Source organism: Kordiimonas aestuarii (assembly GCF_025574465.1).
Classification (GTDB): Bacteria; Pseudomonadota; Alphaproteobacteria; order Sphingomonadales; family Kordiimonadaceae; genus Kordiimonas; species Kordiimonas aestuarii.
Map to the genome: position 1 here is coordinate 14,076 of NZ_JAOBPP010000005.1, position 19,636 is coordinate 33,711.

General features: G+C 54.2%; 8 protein-coding genes. 5 read left to right on the forward strand and 3 right to left on the reverse strand.

Going from position 1 to position 19,636, the window contains the following annotated elements; genetic code table 11:
- Window positions 1-124: 124 nt before the first annotated feature.
- Both OEU85_RS00385 and OEU85_RS00390 read left to right on the forward strand, forming a co-directional pair.
- Window positions 125-1,600 (forward strand): serine hydrolase domain-containing protein, encoded by a 1,476-nt coding sequence (locus tag OEU85_RS00385; protein WP_262689448.1) that lies wholly within the window; start codon window positions 125-127, stop codon window positions 1,598-1,600.
- Window positions 1,601-2,107: 507 nt separating this feature from the next.
- Window positions 2,108-2,824, forward strand: coding sequence for a response regulator (locus tag OEU85_RS00390; RefSeq protein ID WP_262689449.1), 717 nt, complete (start codon window positions 2,108-2,110; stop codon window positions 2,822-2,824).
- Here OEU85_RS00390 and OEU85_RS00395 read toward each other — a convergent pair.
- On the reverse strand, window positions 2,821-4,545 hold the full coding sequence (locus OEU85_RS00395) for a sensor histidine kinase (protein ID WP_262689450.1): 1,725 nt from the start codon (window positions 4,543-4,545) through the stop codon (window positions 2,821-2,823). The two genes, OEU85_RS00390 and OEU85_RS00395, sit on opposite strands and share 4 nt — an antisense overlap.
- 193 nt (window positions 4,546-4,738) lie before the next feature.
- Window positions 4,739-7,684, reverse strand: a complete 2,946-nt coding sequence (locus OEU85_RS00400; protein WP_262689451.1) for an ATP-binding protein — start codon at window positions 7,682-7,684, stop codon at window positions 4,739-4,741.
- A 362-nt stretch (window positions 7,685-8,046) separates the two neighbouring features.
- Between OEU85_RS00400 and OEU85_RS00405 the strand changes: the two genes are divergently transcribed.
- From OEU85_RS00405 to OEU85_RS00415, 3 genes are all read left to right on the forward strand, one after another.
- Complete coding sequence (locus tag OEU85_RS00405; RefSeq protein WP_262689452.1) at window positions 8,047-8,769, forward strand: response regulator; 723 nt, start codon at window positions 8,047-8,049, stop codon at window positions 8,767-8,769.
- A gap of 530 nt (window positions 8,770-9,299) precedes the next feature.
- A complete protein-coding gene (locus tag OEU85_RS00410) occupies window positions 9,300-10,913 on the forward strand; it encodes a ShlB/FhaC/HecB family hemolysin secretion/activation protein (RefSeq protein ID WP_262689453.1) in 1,614 nt (537 codons plus the stop codon).
- 11 nt (window positions 10,914-10,924) lie between these two features.
- Window positions 10,925-18,619, forward strand: coding sequence for a two-partner secretion domain-containing protein (locus tag OEU85_RS00415; protein WP_262689454.1), 7,695 nt, complete (start codon window positions 10,925-10,927; stop codon window positions 18,617-18,619).
- Window positions 18,620-18,788: 169 nt separating this feature from the next.
- Here the strand turns inward: OEU85_RS00415 and OEU85_RS00420 are convergent.
- Window positions 18,789-19,564, reverse strand: a protein-coding gene (locus OEU85_RS00420) for an IS5 family transposase (RefSeq protein WP_262689381.1) whose coding sequence is annotated in 2 segments (ribosomal slippage) — window positions 18,789-19,249 and window positions 19,249-19,564 — 777 coding nt in all. Because the reading frame shifts where the segments join, the coding sequence is not laid out codon by codon here.
- Window positions 19,565-19,636: the final 72 nt, after the last annotated feature.

The following is a 19,636-nucleotide window of genomic DNA, read 5'->3' on the forward strand; positions in this document are numbered from 1 at the left end:
AAATGGAAGGCCATGTTTACGCCGGAAAACCTGTATGGTGCATTCGGCTACACCAGTATAAATTTTATCGGACAAAGCAGATATGCTGCGTTCACCCGTTTTCTGCCTAAAGGGAGGCCTATCCATGAAAAAAATTGTCTGTCTGGCACTGGCTATTGCCGCGACGCCCGCCACCACATTTGCTGGTGACTTACCAGAAGGCTTTGATGCCGCTGTCACAACCGCGATGGAGAAATGGCACGCGCCAGGCCTTGGTCTCGCCATCGTCAAGGACGGGGAAGTGTTGCTCAGCCGTGGTTACGGCATCAAATCGGTTCTCACCAATAATCAAGTTGATGAGCACACGCTCTTTCAGGCGGGCTCCACTACCAAAGCTTTTGCCTCCATGGCACTTGCGATGCTGGTGGATGACGGCAAAGTCAAGTGGGATGACCCGGTAATTAAACACGTCCCGGAGCTGGACCTGAATGAAGACTATGTGGAAAATAACATGACGATCCGCGATGTTCTGAGTCACCGCAGCGGCGTCTCCCAGCTCAGCAACATCAACGTGTTCGTCAGCAAGAGCTTGCCTGCATCATGGGAGATGCTGCCAAACAACCCGCAGCAAACCAGTTTTCGCCAAGCGTGGGACTATAACAACACCATTTTTGCCCTCTCGGGCCTTGTGGTTGAAAAGGTCTCAGGCAAACCCTTTCATGAATTCGTCAAGGAGCGCATCCTCGACCCGCTCGGGATGACGGAAACCCTGCTACTGGACGCTGACGTGAAAGCGCGCAAAAACCGCGCAGAAGCCCACCAGTATATTGACGGAAAATTCTACCAGATTGAATACCCTTATATCGAATTCAGCCAGTCTGCCGGCATGATCAATTCAACGCCCTCAGACATGGCTAAATGGGTACGTTTCCTTGCAAACGGCGGCACAATTGGCGATAAGCGACTGGTATCAGAGGCTGCGATGAAAGAGATGTTTGCACCGCAGATATTGATGGACCCAAAGACGATCTATCCTGCCGCGGCAACGCTTGATCATTCCTACTTCTCGTACGGGCTTGCGTGGTTTGTCTACGACTACAAGGGCGAAAAAATTGTGATGCACACTGGCAGTATTGACGGCATGTCCGCTATCAATGCCATCGTTCCTGGCAAAAAGGCTGGCGTGTATGCCTTCATCAACGCGGACCACATCGAGTACCGCCATGCCATGATGTATACGGTGCTGGATATCCTCCTCGACAATCCTGCCGAAGATTGGTCCGAAAAACTTTATGCCGTTTATCATAGCAAGGATAAGCAGCAGGAGAAAGCATGCCTAGCATTCTCTGATGCTGCGCTCACGGACCTGCCCGGCGATTATACGTTGCCAGGTCTCTTTCCGCTGTCGATCGCAAAAGCGGATGGGGGTTTCATGGCTACCCTTGGGGTCAACACATCAAAAATCAGTGTCACCAGCGACGGCTGCCTGAAGGTTCACGATTCGGATAACCCGGAACTGCCAAGCTCGGACTATCTTCAGCCTGTTCTAAGCAGCGATGGCACTTTGACCCAGGTTAAGTTCAGCGGCCTACCTTTTACAAAAAAGGCACCTGCTGAATAACAATACCCACCCTGCAGTCAGCATCACTATTGTGCGTTTGCGAAAGGGATGAAAAGCTGTATCGCATTGGATCTATTCCGGTGTAACGCCCTTCTGAAGTGGCAGCTTTCGGCCCGAGGGCGTCTTCTCAGGGCCGTGAACGAGCTTGGATTCCCGTTTCCAGCCTTGGCTCGCCAGAAAAACTGAAAAGAGAGAAAGCGGCGCTAATTCTGTCCATAAATTTTCAGACATTTTTAGTGCCGTTTTTCGCAACGTAACTGTCGCTCCCAGTGCGTCGAACATACAACCCGTTTGTCGCAGCTACATCATCTACTAGTCAGATCGGACGGTATTAATGGTGCGGAAAAACACGCGGCGGTCGCCTGCCGGCCCCACCTCAGGTGCGCGAAATCAATTCAGGATAACTGGAAGGTTGAGCAATCCAACCAAGGAATGTATGTTTCAGAGGGTGGTGGCGTCATAATTAGGGCGGGCTGCATGGCCCGCATGTCCATCTAGGGGAGCGAGATGGAAAAGCGCACACATATCCTGTTGGTCGACGATGAGGAAAATATCCTTGAACCGCTTGACCACTACCTCAAGTCACAGGGGCTTGAAACCAGCTTGGCGCGAGATGCTAAAAGCGCACTCGAGTTAATCAAGAAGCTCCCCATCGACCTTGCAGTTCTAGACATTATGCTGGGGCAAAGCGATGGTCTGGAACTATGCAGGGATATTCAGCATGTTAAGCCAATGCCTGTCATCTTCCTTTCAGGCAGGGCAGAAGATACGGAACGGATAATCGGGCTTGAACTGGGCGCAGACGACTATCTTGCAAAACCCTTCAACCCCCGGGAGCTGCTGGCACGCATCCGCGCTGTTTTGCGCCGGTACGCTTCACCAGCCACGGCCTCCCATGACGAAAAACTGAAGATCGGCCCTTGGCAGCTCGATGTGTCCAATCAGGAGCTGATGCAAAAAGATGGCAGCCGGCTGGAGCTGAGTACTGGCGAAACCCGCTTGTTATACGTTTTCCTTAGTCACCCTGATATGGTCTTGAGTCGAGACGAGCTTCTGAAGATGACACAGGGTCGGCAGACCAATCCATTTGATCGCAGCATTGACAATTATGTCAGCCGACTGCGCAAGAAGATCGAAAGCGACCCGAGCAACCCAATACACATAAAAACCTACTGGGGTGGCGGGTATGCATTCAACAGTAAGGGCAACCTAGGCTCATGCTAATCCGCTGGCAGCCCCTGACCCGGCACGCTGGATACGTCTATGGGCAACCGGATGCGAATGAGTGTGCCCTCGCCTTTCTCTGAGAAGATGAAAAGTTTGCCCTTCATCAACTTTACAAAGCGGTCAACAATGGGCAGACCAAGGCCTGTTCCACCGCTTGGCCCTATGGTCCCCGAGGTAAGCTGTACAAACATCTGAAGAGCCTGCTCCACCTCTTCTTCTGTCATCCCCTCTCCGGTGTCGGCCACCAGAATATGAACCATCTCCTGCTCAATCTTGACCGAGACGTTCACGCTGCCTCCTGATGGGGTGAATTTACACGCATTTGAAAGCAGGTTGATAAGAACCTGCTTCATCATGCGCTCGTCATTTATTATTTCCACATCGGGGCAACTGATTGAACTCGTGATATGCTTTTCCAGCATCTTCGGCAGCACAAACGCCATCGCTTCTTCAACGCATTGCCGGAGAGAAAACAGCTCTGCGAACAAGCGGTAGCCGCCCTCCTCGAGCTTGGAAAGGTCAAGAATGTCGTTGATAACCGACAGTAGATGCTGACCGCTTGACCTGATAATCTCCAGATATTCCGACTGCTTTTTCGCGTTGCGTGCAAAGCCGTGCTGTAACATTTCAGTATACCCGATGACCGCGTTGAGTGGCGTCCTCAGTTCATGGCTCATGGACGCGAGGAATTTGGATTTTGCCTTATTTGCAGCCAACGCATCCTCTTTCGCGCGAGCTAGTTGCTCTGTACGCTGTGCAACCATTTGTTTCAGCCGCTGTTTTTGCTCCCGCAGGCGGCGGTCATGAACACCGATTTCCTTGACCATTTCCAGAAAGGTCTTCTGAAGAAGACCGAATTCGTCAGCCCCGTCGTATTTCGCCGTCTTGGCAATCGAATATTCCACTTCGTACTCGGCACCTCCGACCGCCCCCTGAAAACCAAAGCGCCGAATCCTTTGCGCGAGGCGGGTGACTACCTGCAGTGGTTCAAGCCACCGGTTCAACATTATTGCTGCAGCGAAAAGACCGAGAAAGGCAACCCCGACCACCAGAAATGTAGCGCGAAACATAACCAGGCCGGTCTGTTTCTCTATTCGGTGTGTCGTAAGGCCGACCTGTACAAACCCAATAAGTTCCACTATCGTTCTGTCGCGCAAGTCTGGTTGTGTGGCTTTTTCGCCTCTCGCGCCCCTGTCTGGTATGGCAACCTGCCGCCATACCGGGACGGCAACGTGATAACCATCAAACGACTTCATACCCTCGGCAAGCGGACCAAATTCAGCAAGGCGCGACACCTTCTCCCGCGCGGCAACGACCTCGGTTAGCATCGCTCCATCAAGGCCTGCAACATCAAGCGTGGAAAGCGCGGGATAGAGCAACTCCGCATTGCGGTTCATGATCCAAATATATTCCACATCTTCCTCGCCCAAAAAACGCGTCACGACATCGATAAGGATTATCCGGTCTGAAAGCAGCACTCCCAGTGCAGAACTCTCGGCAATACTTTCGGCGATAGCATCCCCGCGCCGTCGCAGCTCACCCTTCAACATTTCATCGACCGAGCGGTAGAAAATATAACTGAGCACCCCGCTAAGGGCTGTTACCAGAAGGAAGAGCATGAGGGATACCTTCCTCCACATCGTCATGTAGCCGGTCCGTTCCCGCCCCTCGGATTGGTAGGCATCACTATTCGGATTTTGCTGGAAGGCAGATTTCATCGTGCCTCACTCTCCTCGGCCCCAGGCCATCATTTTTCCCTCCCCTATCGCGTTTCGCAACGGGCCAAGGCAGCCCATTGGCCCCGCGCCTCGTGTTTTAGGGCACTCCATACAGGGGAAACCGGAGGCATGCCTGTTTGAAATTGTCAAAATTTGTCTCAGAATGTATCGGGGTCCTGGAGCGAAACATATGCTAGACCAGCTCATCCTGAAGGGCCATCTCCTCGATCAGTTTAACCACGTCCTCTGGGAGAAATGGTTTACCGAGTGAGGGCCTGTCAGCCGCCTCCAGAAATATTCGGGTATGCTCGGACATATTATTGCCGGTTATAAATGCCACGCGTTTTGCCATCAAAGGAAAGGATTTCTCCATCTTCCTGAACAGAGCCTCACCATCCATCACCGGCATACGCAAATCACTGAAGATGATATCGAATTCGCGGGAATTGAGCGTACTCAACGCCCCTTTGCCTGAATCCACGGCAACGACATCATGGCCTTGAACCCTGAGGATGTCGGCCAAAGCCTCCAGCACGTCCAGGTCGTCATCCACCACCAGAATACGTTTCCCGCCCGCAAGGCTGATCGCGGGGACTGGTGTTGCGGTTTGGCTAACTTTCCCTCCGGTATGCGGGATTGAAATTCTGAAATGGGCGCCGCCCTCTTCATCCAGAAGGTCAATCCGGCCACGGTGAGATTCAACAATCGCTCGCACAAGCGATAGCCCCATGCCGGTACCTTGCCCCACAGCTTTGGTTGTGAAAAATGGTTCAAAAATACGGTCCTTCACCGGCTCCGCCACACCTGGCCCATTATCCTTCACGTGCAGCTCAACATCTTTCCTGGATTTACTAACGTGAACAGCAACATCGATTTCACGCGGTTCGTCCTGGGGAAGCAACGCCTGTTTTGCATTGATGATAAGGTTGAGGACAACCTGGGCAAATTGATCTGGATCACCGCTTATGGCAGGTAAACCGCGATCAAGGTCACCGCGGATAGTAATGCGATGCTCCCGCAGCCCAAAGCTTGATATCTCGAGGGCGTGTTCAACACATTCAGCCATGTCAAACAGAATTGTTTTACTTGGGTTCTTCCGCGCCATATTCAGAAAAGATCGGATAATTTTTGAACAGGCGTCTGCCGCATCGGTAATCTTATCAAGTCGGCTTTGCATGTCAGGGTCGTCAACAGTCAGGCCAAGAACATGGGCATTCGCGACGACAACTGTGAGCGGATTATTCAGTTCGTGCGCGACACCGGCAAGCAGGGTGCCAAGCGCGTTCAGTTTCTCGCTTTGAAACAAAGCCTCTCGCTGGTTTTCAAGCTCGACCTGCAGTTCCTTGATATTGGAAATATCAATAAAGCTCATCACTTGTGCGGCCGCGCCGGCAAAAGTGATTGTATGGTGAGAAAACAGTGCCGGAAAATTCGTTCCGTCAGCCCGGCGAAGATACACTTCTTCCAATGCAATGCTGTCACCCTGCCCCCCCTTCGCATTGTCGTCCGCGAAGTCACGCCAGTTCAACGTTGCGCTTCCGGTGACCGCTGCCGCCCCTGTCAGCCCGAGCGCGTCCATCGCGGCCTTGCTGGCAAAGAGAATATTTCCTCTTGGCTGTTCCGTCATGACCACCGGGAAAGGCTGAGCGCTCAGAATTTCGCGAAGCTGGGCTTCATTTTTCTCCAGGTCCAACTCCAGAAGCCTGCGCTCCGTCACATCGTTTGCAATTGTGACAAACCCACCATCCGGCACGGGTTGAATGGTGATGTCATACCAGCAGTTGTTGTCCAGCAGGAAAACGTCACCAATTTTCTCCCTGCATTCAATCGAATCAAGGGTATTGCTCAACCACTGTCCACGCATAACCAGGGTTTCATCCCTGAAACGTTTCATTCGCCGCATGAAGCTTGTAAGCGTTTTTTCAATCGGTTGAGAGGCAATCCAGGAGAAATCTTTCCCGATCATGTCTTCATAGCTTTTATTGCAGGCAACAAGCTTGTCGTTCTTGTCAAACAGGGAAAAGCCGATGGGCATTGAATTTATTGCCGTCTCAAGACGCGCCCGGGCACGATGAAGCTGCGTTACATCCCGGGCAACCATAATCTGGCCACCTGAACTCAGATAGCCGCAGTCCACAATGTAGCTTTCATCATTGCTGGTGAGTATATCAAGCCGCTCTCCCGTGGTAAGTGCATGCCAGAACTTTTGGGCAATCTCCTCGCCTGAGCCAACAGGCTCTCCATTGATGGCTTGAAAACGTTCTTGGTAGAGTTCCATCATCTCCGTTGTACGCTTGCCGGAAAATTCCTCTCGCGAGATATTCAGGAACCGGGCAAAGGCATCGTTGCATGTAAGCATGTTCCCTCGGCCATCATCGATAGCGACCAGGTCGGAAATCGCCTCGATGGCATCCTGTAAGGTGCCCCAACTGCGTTCAGACTCTTCCTGCCTTTTCTTCTTTTGGTAATTCGCCAATTCCTGGGCACGCTTCGCAAGATCGGAAGCAACGATAGAAAGCGCGAGAAGCCCAAGAAGGGTAAAAAACGTCGGCAGGGTCAGGAACAGGACTAAACTGTATAAATCGATGATCTCTTCATTGCGAACAGCCCCCTGACTCAGGGCAATCGATCCGGTGACGGTGGACGCCACCGCGAATAACGCATACGCGACGATGCCATACCATTCGAGCAGGTGCTTCTGCCGTTTGGGGCTATAGAGAATCCAGACGATCCACAGGGATGACAAAGCAGTAGAATACGGCAGAAGGGAAACCGTCAGACCGACATGCGGCTGCACAAAAGCAAACCACATACAGCCCCCCCAGGTAAGCCCCACCACCCCGGCAATAAAAGGGACGTAAACCAAACGCCCCGCCCGCTGCAAATAGCCTGCAACCCCAAGATAGGGGACAATGGCGCCAACGAGGCTCGCAGAAACCCAATAAACTGGATAATTGCTCAACACACCAAAGATGAAGGCAAGGTTCAGAGCCCATTGCACGGCAGAAATACCAAAGGCAAGCGCCCAAGTGAGGATATGTCGTTGGCGTCCAAAAGCCTGCCACGCCAGCAAAAATACGATACTGAGCGCTATTGCGATGAAAAACAACGCCAAGATAACAAAGGGCATTTGCTCCATTGCTACATCCTCATGTGAGTACACCGGCGGTGCACGCGCGTTTGATCAGTTCACTTGAAACCGTAGATTTACAGGAAATACTATCACAGCTATGTGGGTTCCCGGCTTCATGGCTGAAATTTCCCCCACTCGACCGCAAACTCAGGGCCCGTCTCCCTAGAACAACCCGTCACGGCAAATAAATATAGCACCCCAAAGCGTGTGAACTTTCCCAAATTCGTGGAATTTTGTATCAATATGTAACACTGGATTGCACTGATATGAGTAAAGCGATCTAATATGTAAGGTTTGGCAGACATGGTTCTGTCAGCCAGCGCAGCATTCTTTTGCGAAATCTCTTACATGTTGTCACGGAGCTCTCGTTGTCCGATAAACCACACATCATGATCGTAGAAGACGACCGGGATATAGCAGAACCCTTCGGGAAATATCTCGAGATGAACGGCTTTACCGTGTGTTACGCAGAAGGCGAACCGGAAGCACTTCATCTCGCCGCTGAAGAGCGGCCTGACCTTGCTTTACTCGATATTACCCTTCGGACGGGTGACGGTTTTTCTGTTTGCCGGCAATTACAAAAAACAAACCATGTGCCGGTCATCTTCATGACGGGAAATTCGCAAGACACCGACAGGATCGTTGGCCTGGAAATCGGCGCGGACGACTATGTCGTCAAGCCCTTCAACCCACGCGAATTGATCGCCCGCGTCAAAGCCGTCCTGAGGCGCGCCAACCCGGAACCCCGTCGCGTGACCACAAACGATTACACCCGCGTATCATTCGGCTCCTGCACTCTCGACACGGCACAACAAACACTGACCAATGCGAGGGGCGAAACAGTACCACTCAGCACCGGAGAAATGCGGCTCCTGCAGGTGTTTTTGCAAAACCCTCACATCGTGCTATCCCGTGAAGCGCTGCTAGATGCCACCAAGGGGCGACATTTCGATGTATTTGACCGTAGCATTGATAATTGTGTCGCACGCCTGCGTAAGAAGGTAGAGGAAAACCCGCGATCACCACGCCTGATCAAGACCTACTGGGGCGGCGGTTACATGTTGAGCTGTGAGGTTGACCACCTGCACTAAACCACGCGCATACTGGCGTTATTATGTGAAAATCAGTAGATTACTCGCCAAACATCTTTTCTATGCAGACCGACAGACTCGCTCAAAAACCCAAGCCTTCATGGCATCCGTGCTTAGGCGTATATATGAGAAATTCAATTTTTAGTACATTTTACGACAAAATTTGACAACTTTGACGAAATTTGTACAGTTAGACGTGGTACCTCAGGTTGCAGGAGCAGCGACTGGGGTGTGCCAAAATCTGGATACCATGCCCGAATTGAATGCCAGCCTGTCTCATGCTCGAGAGGGGGTGGATGTTGCGCTCGATCATATTCAAATGATTGGTGTTGCACATGTGGGGGTTACTCAGGGAAATTATATCCCGCTGCGTTGAAGCGGGGGCTCGTTATGTTCGCGAGCGATTTTATTATGAACAAAAGAAACGGAAACGGCCAAGGCCGAGAGCCGACAGGATGCTTGCGCACCCTGCGCTGTTGGTCTGCTTATATATTTGTACCACTCATCTTTTATCCTCAGGGCAATCCGCCTTGGCGCAGGAAACACCGCCCGACATCCCCGACCCTTCTAAACTTGAAGAACAGTTTGAGGAACGGGAAGTTCCTGAGTCCAGCATCGTTATTCGTGAACCTGCGGATGCGCGCCAGCAAACAGTTCCCAAAACCAATGTCCGTTTTGTTCTAACGAAGCTCAAGGTATCAGGAAACACTACGGTCTCCATAAGTGAACTAACCCGCTTCTATCAGTCCCATCTGGGGGAAGAAATCTCCCTGACCCGGATATATGACATTGCGGCGCAAATGACAGCCTATTACCGGAACAAGGGTTTCATCCTTACCCGCGTCGTGGTGCCTGCGCAGGAAATTGAGGATGGCTTCGTTACTCTTCAGGTCGTCGAAGGTTATATCGACCAGGTAACAATTGACGGAGAATTTAGCCACGGGCGCAGGCTGCTCACCCGTCTCGGCGCCCGCATCAAGGCGTCCGTCCCCCTCCGGGCTGTGGACCTCGAACGGTATATGCTCCTTGCAAATGACCTGCCGGGCCTCCGTGCACAGGCAGTGCTGCAATCATCCAGCAAACCAGGAGCGACGGACCTTACAATACTTGTCACAGAAGACCGGGCATATGCTTATGCGACAGTGAATAACCGCGGCTCCAAGTTCAACGGGCCTGTCCAGGTACAGGTCGGGGCTACCTTCAATTCGGTCCTCGGCTCGATGTCAAAAACCAGCCTTAGACTCATTGGCGCTTCGCAGCTGTCAGAGTTCAGAAGCGGTGAAATCCGTCACGAGCAAGTATTGGGCGCTGAGGGCACAGTAATGACACTTGTCGCACGTCATACCCGCTCCGAGCCGGGTGCCTCCCTTGCCGAACTTGAAATTGAAAGCCGCTCTACGTCCGGTAGCTTTACCTTGGCCCACCCAGTTATCCGCTCCCGGGCCAAAAGCCTTTATATTCATGCGGGCCTTGATATCCGAAACACCCGCACAACCATTCTGGAAGAAGAATTTACCACGGATCGGGTGCGTAAGGCCGTTGCTGGAGCAAGCTATGATTTTGTCGACAACCTCAATGGGATCAACCTGATCTCGACAGAGGTGAGTAAGGGCCTGAATATCCTGAACGGCAAAGAAACCGGCGAACCCGGCATGTCTCGCGCTGACGCGGAATCAGACTTCATCAAGTTTAACATGTCCCTGATGCGGCTTCAAAAAATTGCATCGCGTGTGAGCCTGCTCCTTGACGTGACCGCGCAATACACCAACGACGCACTTGTCGCATCCGAGGAGATGGTCATCGGCGGTAGCCAATACGGCCGCGCCTTCGACCCGTCCGAGATCAGTGGTGAACGCGGTATCGCCGGACGTGCTGAACTGCGCTACGACGGCACCACAACTCTGAAGTGGCTGCAGCGCTATCAAGTATATGGTTTCACTGACTATGGAGCCGTTTGGGACCACCGTGACACCGGTTATGTCTCAACCGACCTCGGTTCTGCGGGTGGCGGCGTGCGCCTGACCCTGAACCGCAATCTTTCCGCCAACTTTGAACTGGCAACACCAATCAAGAAAACCGACGACTATGATGAACGTTGGAGCGGGGCCGTTCGCGGCTTCTTCAGCCTCAGCCTGCGGTTTTGAGGAGGACTATTATGCTGCTCGACCAGACCAAATGTCCGAATACCCCAACCCTGGGCTATTCCGATCTACGTACGCGACTTCTCGCAGGCACCTCCCTTACCGGTAGGTGCCTCGCAGCTGTCTTGATGGCTACTATCCCCGCAACCAACGTCATGGCAGGCGGGCCCGTGCTGGATGGTGTCGTTGCCGGCGACGTGAGCATCACTCGCCCAAACGATTTCGATACCAATATTGACCAGCGAACAGATAAGGCCATCATCAACTGGACCGATTTCTCAATAGGGGAAGCCGATACCGTCACATTCAACCAGCCAAGTGCCAACTCGCTCGTGCTGAACCGGGTGACCGGCGATTATAGTTCGGATATCCTTGGTCGCATGACCGCCAACGGGAATGTGTTCCTTATCAACCCGAACGGCATCCTGTTCGGCGCAAGCGCCAGGATTGATGTGGGCGGGCTTGTTGCAACCACATCGGATATCAGCGACGCCGATTTCCTTGCGGGTCGTCACGACTTCAAGGCCATAAGTGGCAATGGCCAGATCATCAATGACGGCACTATCACTGCCCGCGAGAGCGGACTCGTCGCGCTCGTCGCCCCGCGCGTTGAAAACAACGGTATCCTCACCGCGCATTTCGGCCGCGTTGAACTCACTTCAGGCAGTCGTTTCACGGTCGACCTCTATGGCGACCGGCTGATTCAACTCGCCGCTGACGACACCACAAGCGCCCTGCTCGCAAATGCTGGCGCCATTCTGTCCGATGGTGGAACGGTAGTCATGCAGGCCAGCACCGCAAAAGGTCTGGTTGATTCCGTGGTTAATATGTCGGGCGTGGTCGAAGCCCGTTCGGTTGCGGAACGTGGCGGAAAGATCATCCTTTCGGGCGCGAATATTGATGTGACCGGGATGGCAGATACGTCACAGGCAGACGAAAGTGGCGATGGCGGCGATATCGTCATGATCGCGAGTGGACGCCTCACCTTTAACGGCACAGCAGATGCTTCGGCCGGGCTTTATGGCGGCAATGGCGGTTTCGTTGAGACATCGGGCAAGAATCTCAATGTCGGAACAGATGCGCACGTGGATACAAGAGCACAGGCCGGCAGCTACGGCACCTGGTCACTCGACCCCGAAACACTGACAGTGGTTGAAACAGCAACCGGCGACAATGAAGTTGAGGTTGGTACCATCACCAGCCAGCTTGCAACCACAAATATGGAACTGGCAGCAAGCGAAAGCATCTCCATCAATGCCGAGATCAATACCAGTTCACAAAGCGCGTCCACGACGCTCAGCCTGGTTGATGAAAATGCGGATGGCGTCCTGACCGTCAATCTCAATGCTGGTATCACACTCGGCTCGAACCAGACACTGACAGGCAACGCGAATGTCGTGAATGTCTATGACGCAGGCCAAGTACAGGATGCGGTTCACGTGATTGCAAGCGGCGCGTCCTTATCGAACCAGAATATCATCAACGTCTATCCGGGCTCCTATACGGAAGGGAATGCAGGCGTCACTCAGGCAGGCGCCACGGGCGGTGGCCAGAATTTCGGCCTTCACGTCTACAAGGACAATATTCTCATTCAGGGGGTAACAGACAGTGGTAGCGCCATTTCTGACCCGAATGCGACGCAAGCCACGATCACGGCCCAGTACCAGGCAGGATTCGGGGCGCAACATTTTATCTTCGGAGACGGGGTTGCCTTGCAGGGACTGACGTTCCGTCCGGTCTCGGGCGGCAATAACAAGACCCTGGAAGTCGTCGGCAATAATTTTGCGTTGCGCAACTCTGTTGTCAACAATGCCGGCAACGGCACAGGTGTAGCGCTCTATTTTTCCGAATTTGGCTCGGTCGAAGGGCATGCGAAAGATACCGAGAACTTCGTGGTTGAAAACAATCGCTTTATCGGCGGCGGCGGCAGCTATTACCTGCTAACCCTCGCAAGTGGTGCTGGCAACGGCAGCGATGCGGGCAACCGTATCATTGCCAACAACGAGTTTAGCGGCGGCGGCAATGCCGGTGAAAGCGGCATTCGTTTCAATGGCATTGTGGACGGCGTTGCGTGGCTCCTCAAGGATGTAGGCAGCGCCACTATCACTGGCAACAGCTTCAGCGGCCTTGAGGACCCTGTCAGTGCACGAGGCGACGGGCTGCCTGATTTCGGCTGGAACACGATATTCAACGCCAACAGCTTCACGGACGGCGCCATCCTCACCTACGCAGGGGATACCGACGAAGCACGCTCGGCCAGCATAGAATATTCTGGCCAGACCACCTCCTACTATTCGATCACGACCGACCTTGATAGCGCGGTAAGCACCGCACACGCCGGCGATCGTGTTGCCATGCAGGACGGCACCTACAGCCTTGATGACCAACTATTGATTGATACCAACAGCATCTCGCTTGTTGGCGACAGCCAAGCCGGCACGGTGATCGACGCCAGCGGGGTCTCCGCGTCCACTGGCGCCGGCATCCTCGTGCATTCGGACGGTGTGAGTTTTGAAAACCTGAGCGTTCAAGGACCAAGCGGCAACACATATGGCCTCAAATTACGCCCACTTGTCGATGACCCTGACCTTAGCTTTACTCTTACGAATGTGACTGTTTCGGGTTCTGGCCGTACCGAGATTGACCTGCTTGGCGTTACAGGCGCGAGCCTCACCAATGTATCGGCACACGGCAGTGACACCGGCGGCGTCGGTATCGCCATCACGGATTCGCACGATATCAGCCTCACCAATATCACCACGAGCGGCAACCAGTGGGGTGGTATTGGTATTTATTCTGCTGGCCGATATGCTGATGGTGGCACAAGTGGTATCAGCCTCACCGGCGTGAACAGCCTGTCGGAAGCCAACGCAATTTATGCAGAGAATGACCAAGGCTCCGACGACAGCTATTACACAATCACGGATCTCGATCTTGAGGGGTATGAATACATCGTCCAGAACGCAACCTCGCGCAGCGACGGTGCCGAATATACGTATTTCCAATCGAGTGCAGACAAAGCTGTTGCCTTTGCGCTGGCGCTTGCGACGCCGGAGGATTCTGTCGTGCGGCACAATGATGCCGGCAGTATCTATATCGATACGGACGGCGACCTGAATGTGGACGCGAGCGGCGATCTCTATGTCGGTTCAGACGACAGCATATCCATGTCGGTGCAGACAGCGCTGGATGCGGCCGCCGACGGCGACACCATTTATGTGGCGCCCGGCACATATGAGGAACTCACAAGTTACAACGGTACGAGCCTCGGCCTTGTCATCAACAAACCCGTATCCCTTCAGGGCGTTGATAGCAACTGGGCTGATATCAGCGCTTGGTCGGATGCGCAGGCGACAGTCGTCTCCGGCGCTGAATCAAATTGGGGAACCAATTTCTTTGTCTCCGGCACGGGCGTCAGCATTAATGGACTTGGCTTTGCCGCCGCAGCTGGTTCTTATGATGCGGAATCCGACACAAACTCAGTCAATAAGGCATTTGAAATCACCGCCGACGGCTTCAGCTTCACCAATTCGGTCGTTGCTGCAGCAAGCGGGTATAATTTCGACGGCAAGACAAGCGCCAGTCTGTATTTCGGCGACGGCGACATCGATGATATGGCCAGTTTCACTGTCGCAGGCAACCGTCTTCATGGTGGCATCACAATCACCAATGGGGCTGGTGACAGTGGCGATGTGAATTTCACCATCACGAACAACACCGTGAGTGGTAGCCACTTCCTGCGTATACGCGGCATCGTTGACGGCGTCGCGTGGTTGAATGCAGCGGCACACATGCCGACGACCTTGACCGGCAACGACGTCTCCGGCGTGAGCGATTATATCATCCAGTATTGGGGCACCAATGCCGGCGACGCGCCAGACGCCAACTTCATCTCTGAGTTCATGGCGAATAACGCTGTTGGAACATCGGTCTACGCCATCACATCAGACGCTAGCTTGCGCTATAGCAATTACACCGAATATGGCGGCACCAGTGAAGCTTTTTTCCTTGAAAAATCGTCCATCCAGAATGTGGTAGATATCGCTGAAGCAGGTGACACCGTCACGATCGCTGCAGGCGATTACGCAGGTAACGTAACCCTGAATGAAGGTATTAGCCTTGCCGGCGCACAAGTTGGTGTCGATGCCCGCGGACGTAGTGGTGCCGAAAGTGTGCTGACGGGCGCAATCGCAATCAATGGCGGCGCGGACGGTACAGTGATCGACGGTCTCACCATCGCAGATGGGGCAAACGTTCAGGGCTCCAAGGCCGGTATTTACCTAGCGTCCGGGTCCACCGACGTTACCATCCAAAACACTGCCTTCACACGCTCCGGCGACGTGGACGGTGACGGCTATCGCGGCATCCTCACTGTGGCGAACGGTGGGCACACCGGCCTCCTCATCACGCAGAACAACTTCACCGGCTGGCACACCGGCGTCTATCTGAACCCAGGTGCGACAGATGCAGTCGTGAGCGATAATACCTTCGGCAGCAATTTTGTCGGCATGTCCATTGACGGGCCGGACGGCACGACGGTGAGCGGCAATAATTTTACCGGCAACCTGTTTGAAGCGCTGGGCATTGGCGCCGGTGCAGCCACACCATCCATCAGCCTCGACAATAACAGCTTTGCAGCCAATGAGATGCACCTGGGGCTCTATACCAACATGGAAGTTGGCCTGAGCGCCAACAGCTTTGGCGGCGTGCAAGCATCAGCCATGAGTACGAGCGAACTTCTTGAGGTCGCCGCTTCTTTAGGTGACGGTATCGATAGCGGTTATTCCGGTCGTGCTGTGCTGCGTGACGGTTATATATTTGTCAATGATCACAACACTATCAATTCCGGCTTGGGATTGGCATCTGACGGAGACACCGTCCTTGTCGAGGCTGGTGAATACCGTGAAAATGTCGTCATCAATACGGCAGGCATCATCCTTTCCGGCACGGAAGGCGTTTCTCTACTTGTTGACGAAGGTAAAACCGGCATCAACATCAAGGCTAACGACGTAACGGTGACCGGCTTTACCATCACCGGCCCCTTCAGTGACGTGTTTCCGAATATCGATTGGGATACAGTCTCAAGCACATTCGGCATTGTTGCACAACTCGGCACTACCGGCGTCACAGTCAGCAACAACACAATCAGCAATGTGCGCACAGGAATCGCGTTCCACGGCAGCAACTCAGGGACCATCAGCGGTAACACAATCGACAATACCAAGGGTTCGATTCTTCTTCGCACCGACGACCTGACCATTACCGGAAATGCCGTTGGCGCGCACGGCAACGAGTGGGATATTGTCTTCCTCAATAATGTGTCCGACGGTGCCTACACCATATCACCGGTTGACGACGAAGCGGCGTACGGCGCTGATATCATGGCACTCTCAGCCGATAATGGCGACATGCATGTGCTTGACCGGCGATATGGTTCAAACGGGTTCCTTGGCATCGCAGAAGGTGTTGGCAACCGCTCGCATGTCTATGCCTCCGCTGAGTCTACCTATACCGCCGACGATGATTTCGATCTCGGGAATGGGCTCGGCAATGCACGGCAACCACTTGCTTCGATCACGGATGCTTCGAACGCGGCAGTTCTTGGTGGTGTGATTGACGTGGCTGACGGCACTTATGTAGAAGACGCGGTCATCCGTGGTAGCCAGCACATCACTTTTGGTGATGTTGCCGTTACCAGTCTCACCGCGGCGGATGGCGCATCCCCATATATTACCGGCGTTCTGACGCTCGACAGCCTGACGTTTGCAGACGGGATAACCCTTGAGAGCGACTTCAGCGCAACAGCGATCGGCAATATTACCATTGGTGATATCGAGGGTGCTTATGCGCTCACCCTGGAGGGCGCGGCCATTACCATGGGCACAACCGGCGCTGTAGCAGCACCAACAAGCATCTCGATTATCGGTGATACGATTACACTCGCAAACGTGACAACAAGCGGCGCCCAGAGTTATGAGGGGAATGTCATCCTTGCCGGCAGCGACTATACCGCTAGCGGCTGGTCCGTTAGCGGCACCGCCACACTTGAAACCGATGTGACTATAGACACCAGCGAAGTCGACGGAGACATCAGCTTCGGCGGCGCAATCGATGGTACCACGGACAGTGAGGAGGACCTGACACTTGATGCTGGCGCTGGTGCGATCACCCATGTAAATGCCGGGCAGAATGTACGGCTTGGCGACGTGACTGTTACCTCAGGCAACTATGACTCGTCAGCTGGCACGACCAATCTCGTAAACCTGTCGGTCACCGGAAACGATATCAGTGTGGGCGAGCATACGGTCAACGCGACCGGCCATGTCCTGCTGGCTGGCGATAACGTTGTGGGTTCCATCAATGCGCGCGATGTAAGCGTAACCGCAGGCCAGACCGCGGCCCTGAATGTTGCTGCGACCAACACCGTTTCCTTGACTGCAAAGCGCGTATCGACGTCGACGATTGCAGCAGACAGCGTTACTGTCGCTGCTGATGAAGATGTGGAGATAACCGTCAACGCTAGCACGAGCGGCAGCGGCGGCAGCGTTTCCGTGCAGGGAGCCAATGTGACCGGTAATATCACCGGTAACAGCGTCAACGTCTCCGCATCAGCAACCGCCACCCTTAACGTCACCGCCCAGAACCAGGTGACAGTCTCCGCCAATGACGTTGCCTCCTCGTCGCTTTCGGGCTCGAACGTGAACGTGGCCGCAACCCGCAATGTAAGCGCTACTGTGAACGCGAGCAGCACAGCCAACGTTCGAGGGAGTAACGTCAACGGTAGCGTAACTGCGCCCACCACTGAAATTGATGCGGACGAAGAGGCTGACGTGGATGTGACGGCTACTTCTCTTACGATCTCAGCCGGCACTGGAGCGACGGTAACAGGGACCGTACAGACGGTCACTGTGCCATCTGGCAGTACCAGTGTGAGTGTAAACGGTTCGGTAGTCGAACCTGAGCCAGAGCCAGAACCCGAGCCTGAGCCTGAGCCAGAGCCGGAACCCGAGCCAGAGCCGGAACCTGAGCCAGAACCCGAGCCAGAGCCGGAACCTGAGCCAGAACCCGAGCCTGAGCCTGAGCCGGAACCTGAGCCAGAACCCGAGCCCGAGCCAGAGCCCGAGCCTGAGCCGGAACCCGAGCCTGAGCCTGAGCCCGAGCCGGAACCCGAGCCTGAGCCCGAGCCTGAGCCAGAACCCGAGCCTGAGCCGGAGCCCGAGCCAGAGCCCGAGCCAGAGCCCGAGCCTGAGCCGGAACCCGAGCCTGAGCCTGAGCCCGAGCCGGAACCCGAGCCTGAGCCCGAGCCTGAGCCCGAGCCTGAGCCGGAACCCGAGCCGGAACCCGAGCCTGAGCCGGAACCCGAGCCCGAGCCCGAGCCGGAACCCGAGCCGGAACCTGAGCCCGAGCCTGAGCCAGGACCTGAGGAACTCGACAACTCAGTTACCGCACCAGAAAATAGTATTTCCGGTGATCAGAAAGTGATTGTCAGTTCCGGCACACCGGGTGACCGCGCTTTTGGCAACAGCGCCGGTGACATCTTTGAGATGGAATTTTCGCTAGGCATCGCACCAGATGAAATGTCTCCAGCCGGAAGCGGCGACGAAGCCGACGAAGAGGAAGAAAACGAACTTCTGAAATTCCTTCGCGGAACGTGGGCCAACCTTACCGGTCGCACGAAGAGGCCCACGACCGGGGAATCGGGGAACTAAAACTATCAAGGCCCGGCATATACCGGGCCTTTCCACTTGTACCACCGGACGCAAACACCAAGGCTTTCAGGACCACGCCTCAGGCCTTAATACGCATAATCAGGCACCTTCGCTGTTATTGAGAGCGGGATCCTAACCATAACACAAGCCGATATACTGTATGGCTTTGCTAGGTCGTAGACTCATAATTTTTCAACCAGATACAGACTGAAGCCAGTTTTACAGCGGCGAGGAAATTCTCCGGGTTTTTGTCATAGCGCGTTGCAATGCCCCGATAGTGCTTGAGCTTATTGAAGAAACGCTCGACGAGATTACGGTGTCGGTACAGCCATTTACTGAAGGTAAAGGACTGCTTGCGGTTGGCTTTTGGCGGAATATTGGCCCAAGCTCTGCGCGCTGTGGTGAAGGCACGAAGCGCGTCGGTATCATAGGCTTTGTCAGCGAGCAAGATCGCTTCCTCCTTGATGTCCTCAATCAGATCAAGGGCCGGTTTGCTGTCGTGGGTCTGTCCAGCAGTCAGCGAAAGCCTGATCGGCAGACCATCCGCATCGACGAGGGCGTGGATTTTGGTGGTCAGTCCACCCCGGGAACGGCCCATGCAGCCATCGTCCTGATCCCCCTTTTTGCCGTGGCCCCTTGTTGATGCACACGGACACAGCTGCTGTCGATCATAATGATGTCACCGTCATGGGCTTTGCTCACCGCCTCGAACAGTCGGTCCCACACCCCGGCCTTGCGCCAGCGGACAAACCGGTTGTAGCAGGTGGTGTAGGGACCATATCTTTCGGGAATGTCTGCCCACGGCGTTCCCGCCCGAAAGCGCCACAAGATGCCGTTGATCACCCGGCGGTCATCCACCCTAGGCACCCCGCGCGGCTTGTTCGGCAGCAAAGGCTCTATGATCGACCATTCATAATCTGTCAGTTCATACCGGCGGCGGCGCATCAAAACCTCCTCAATGATTTGAGAAGCGTTGAATCATATCTTCGCCTGTTTGGGAATCCCTTTTATGAGTTT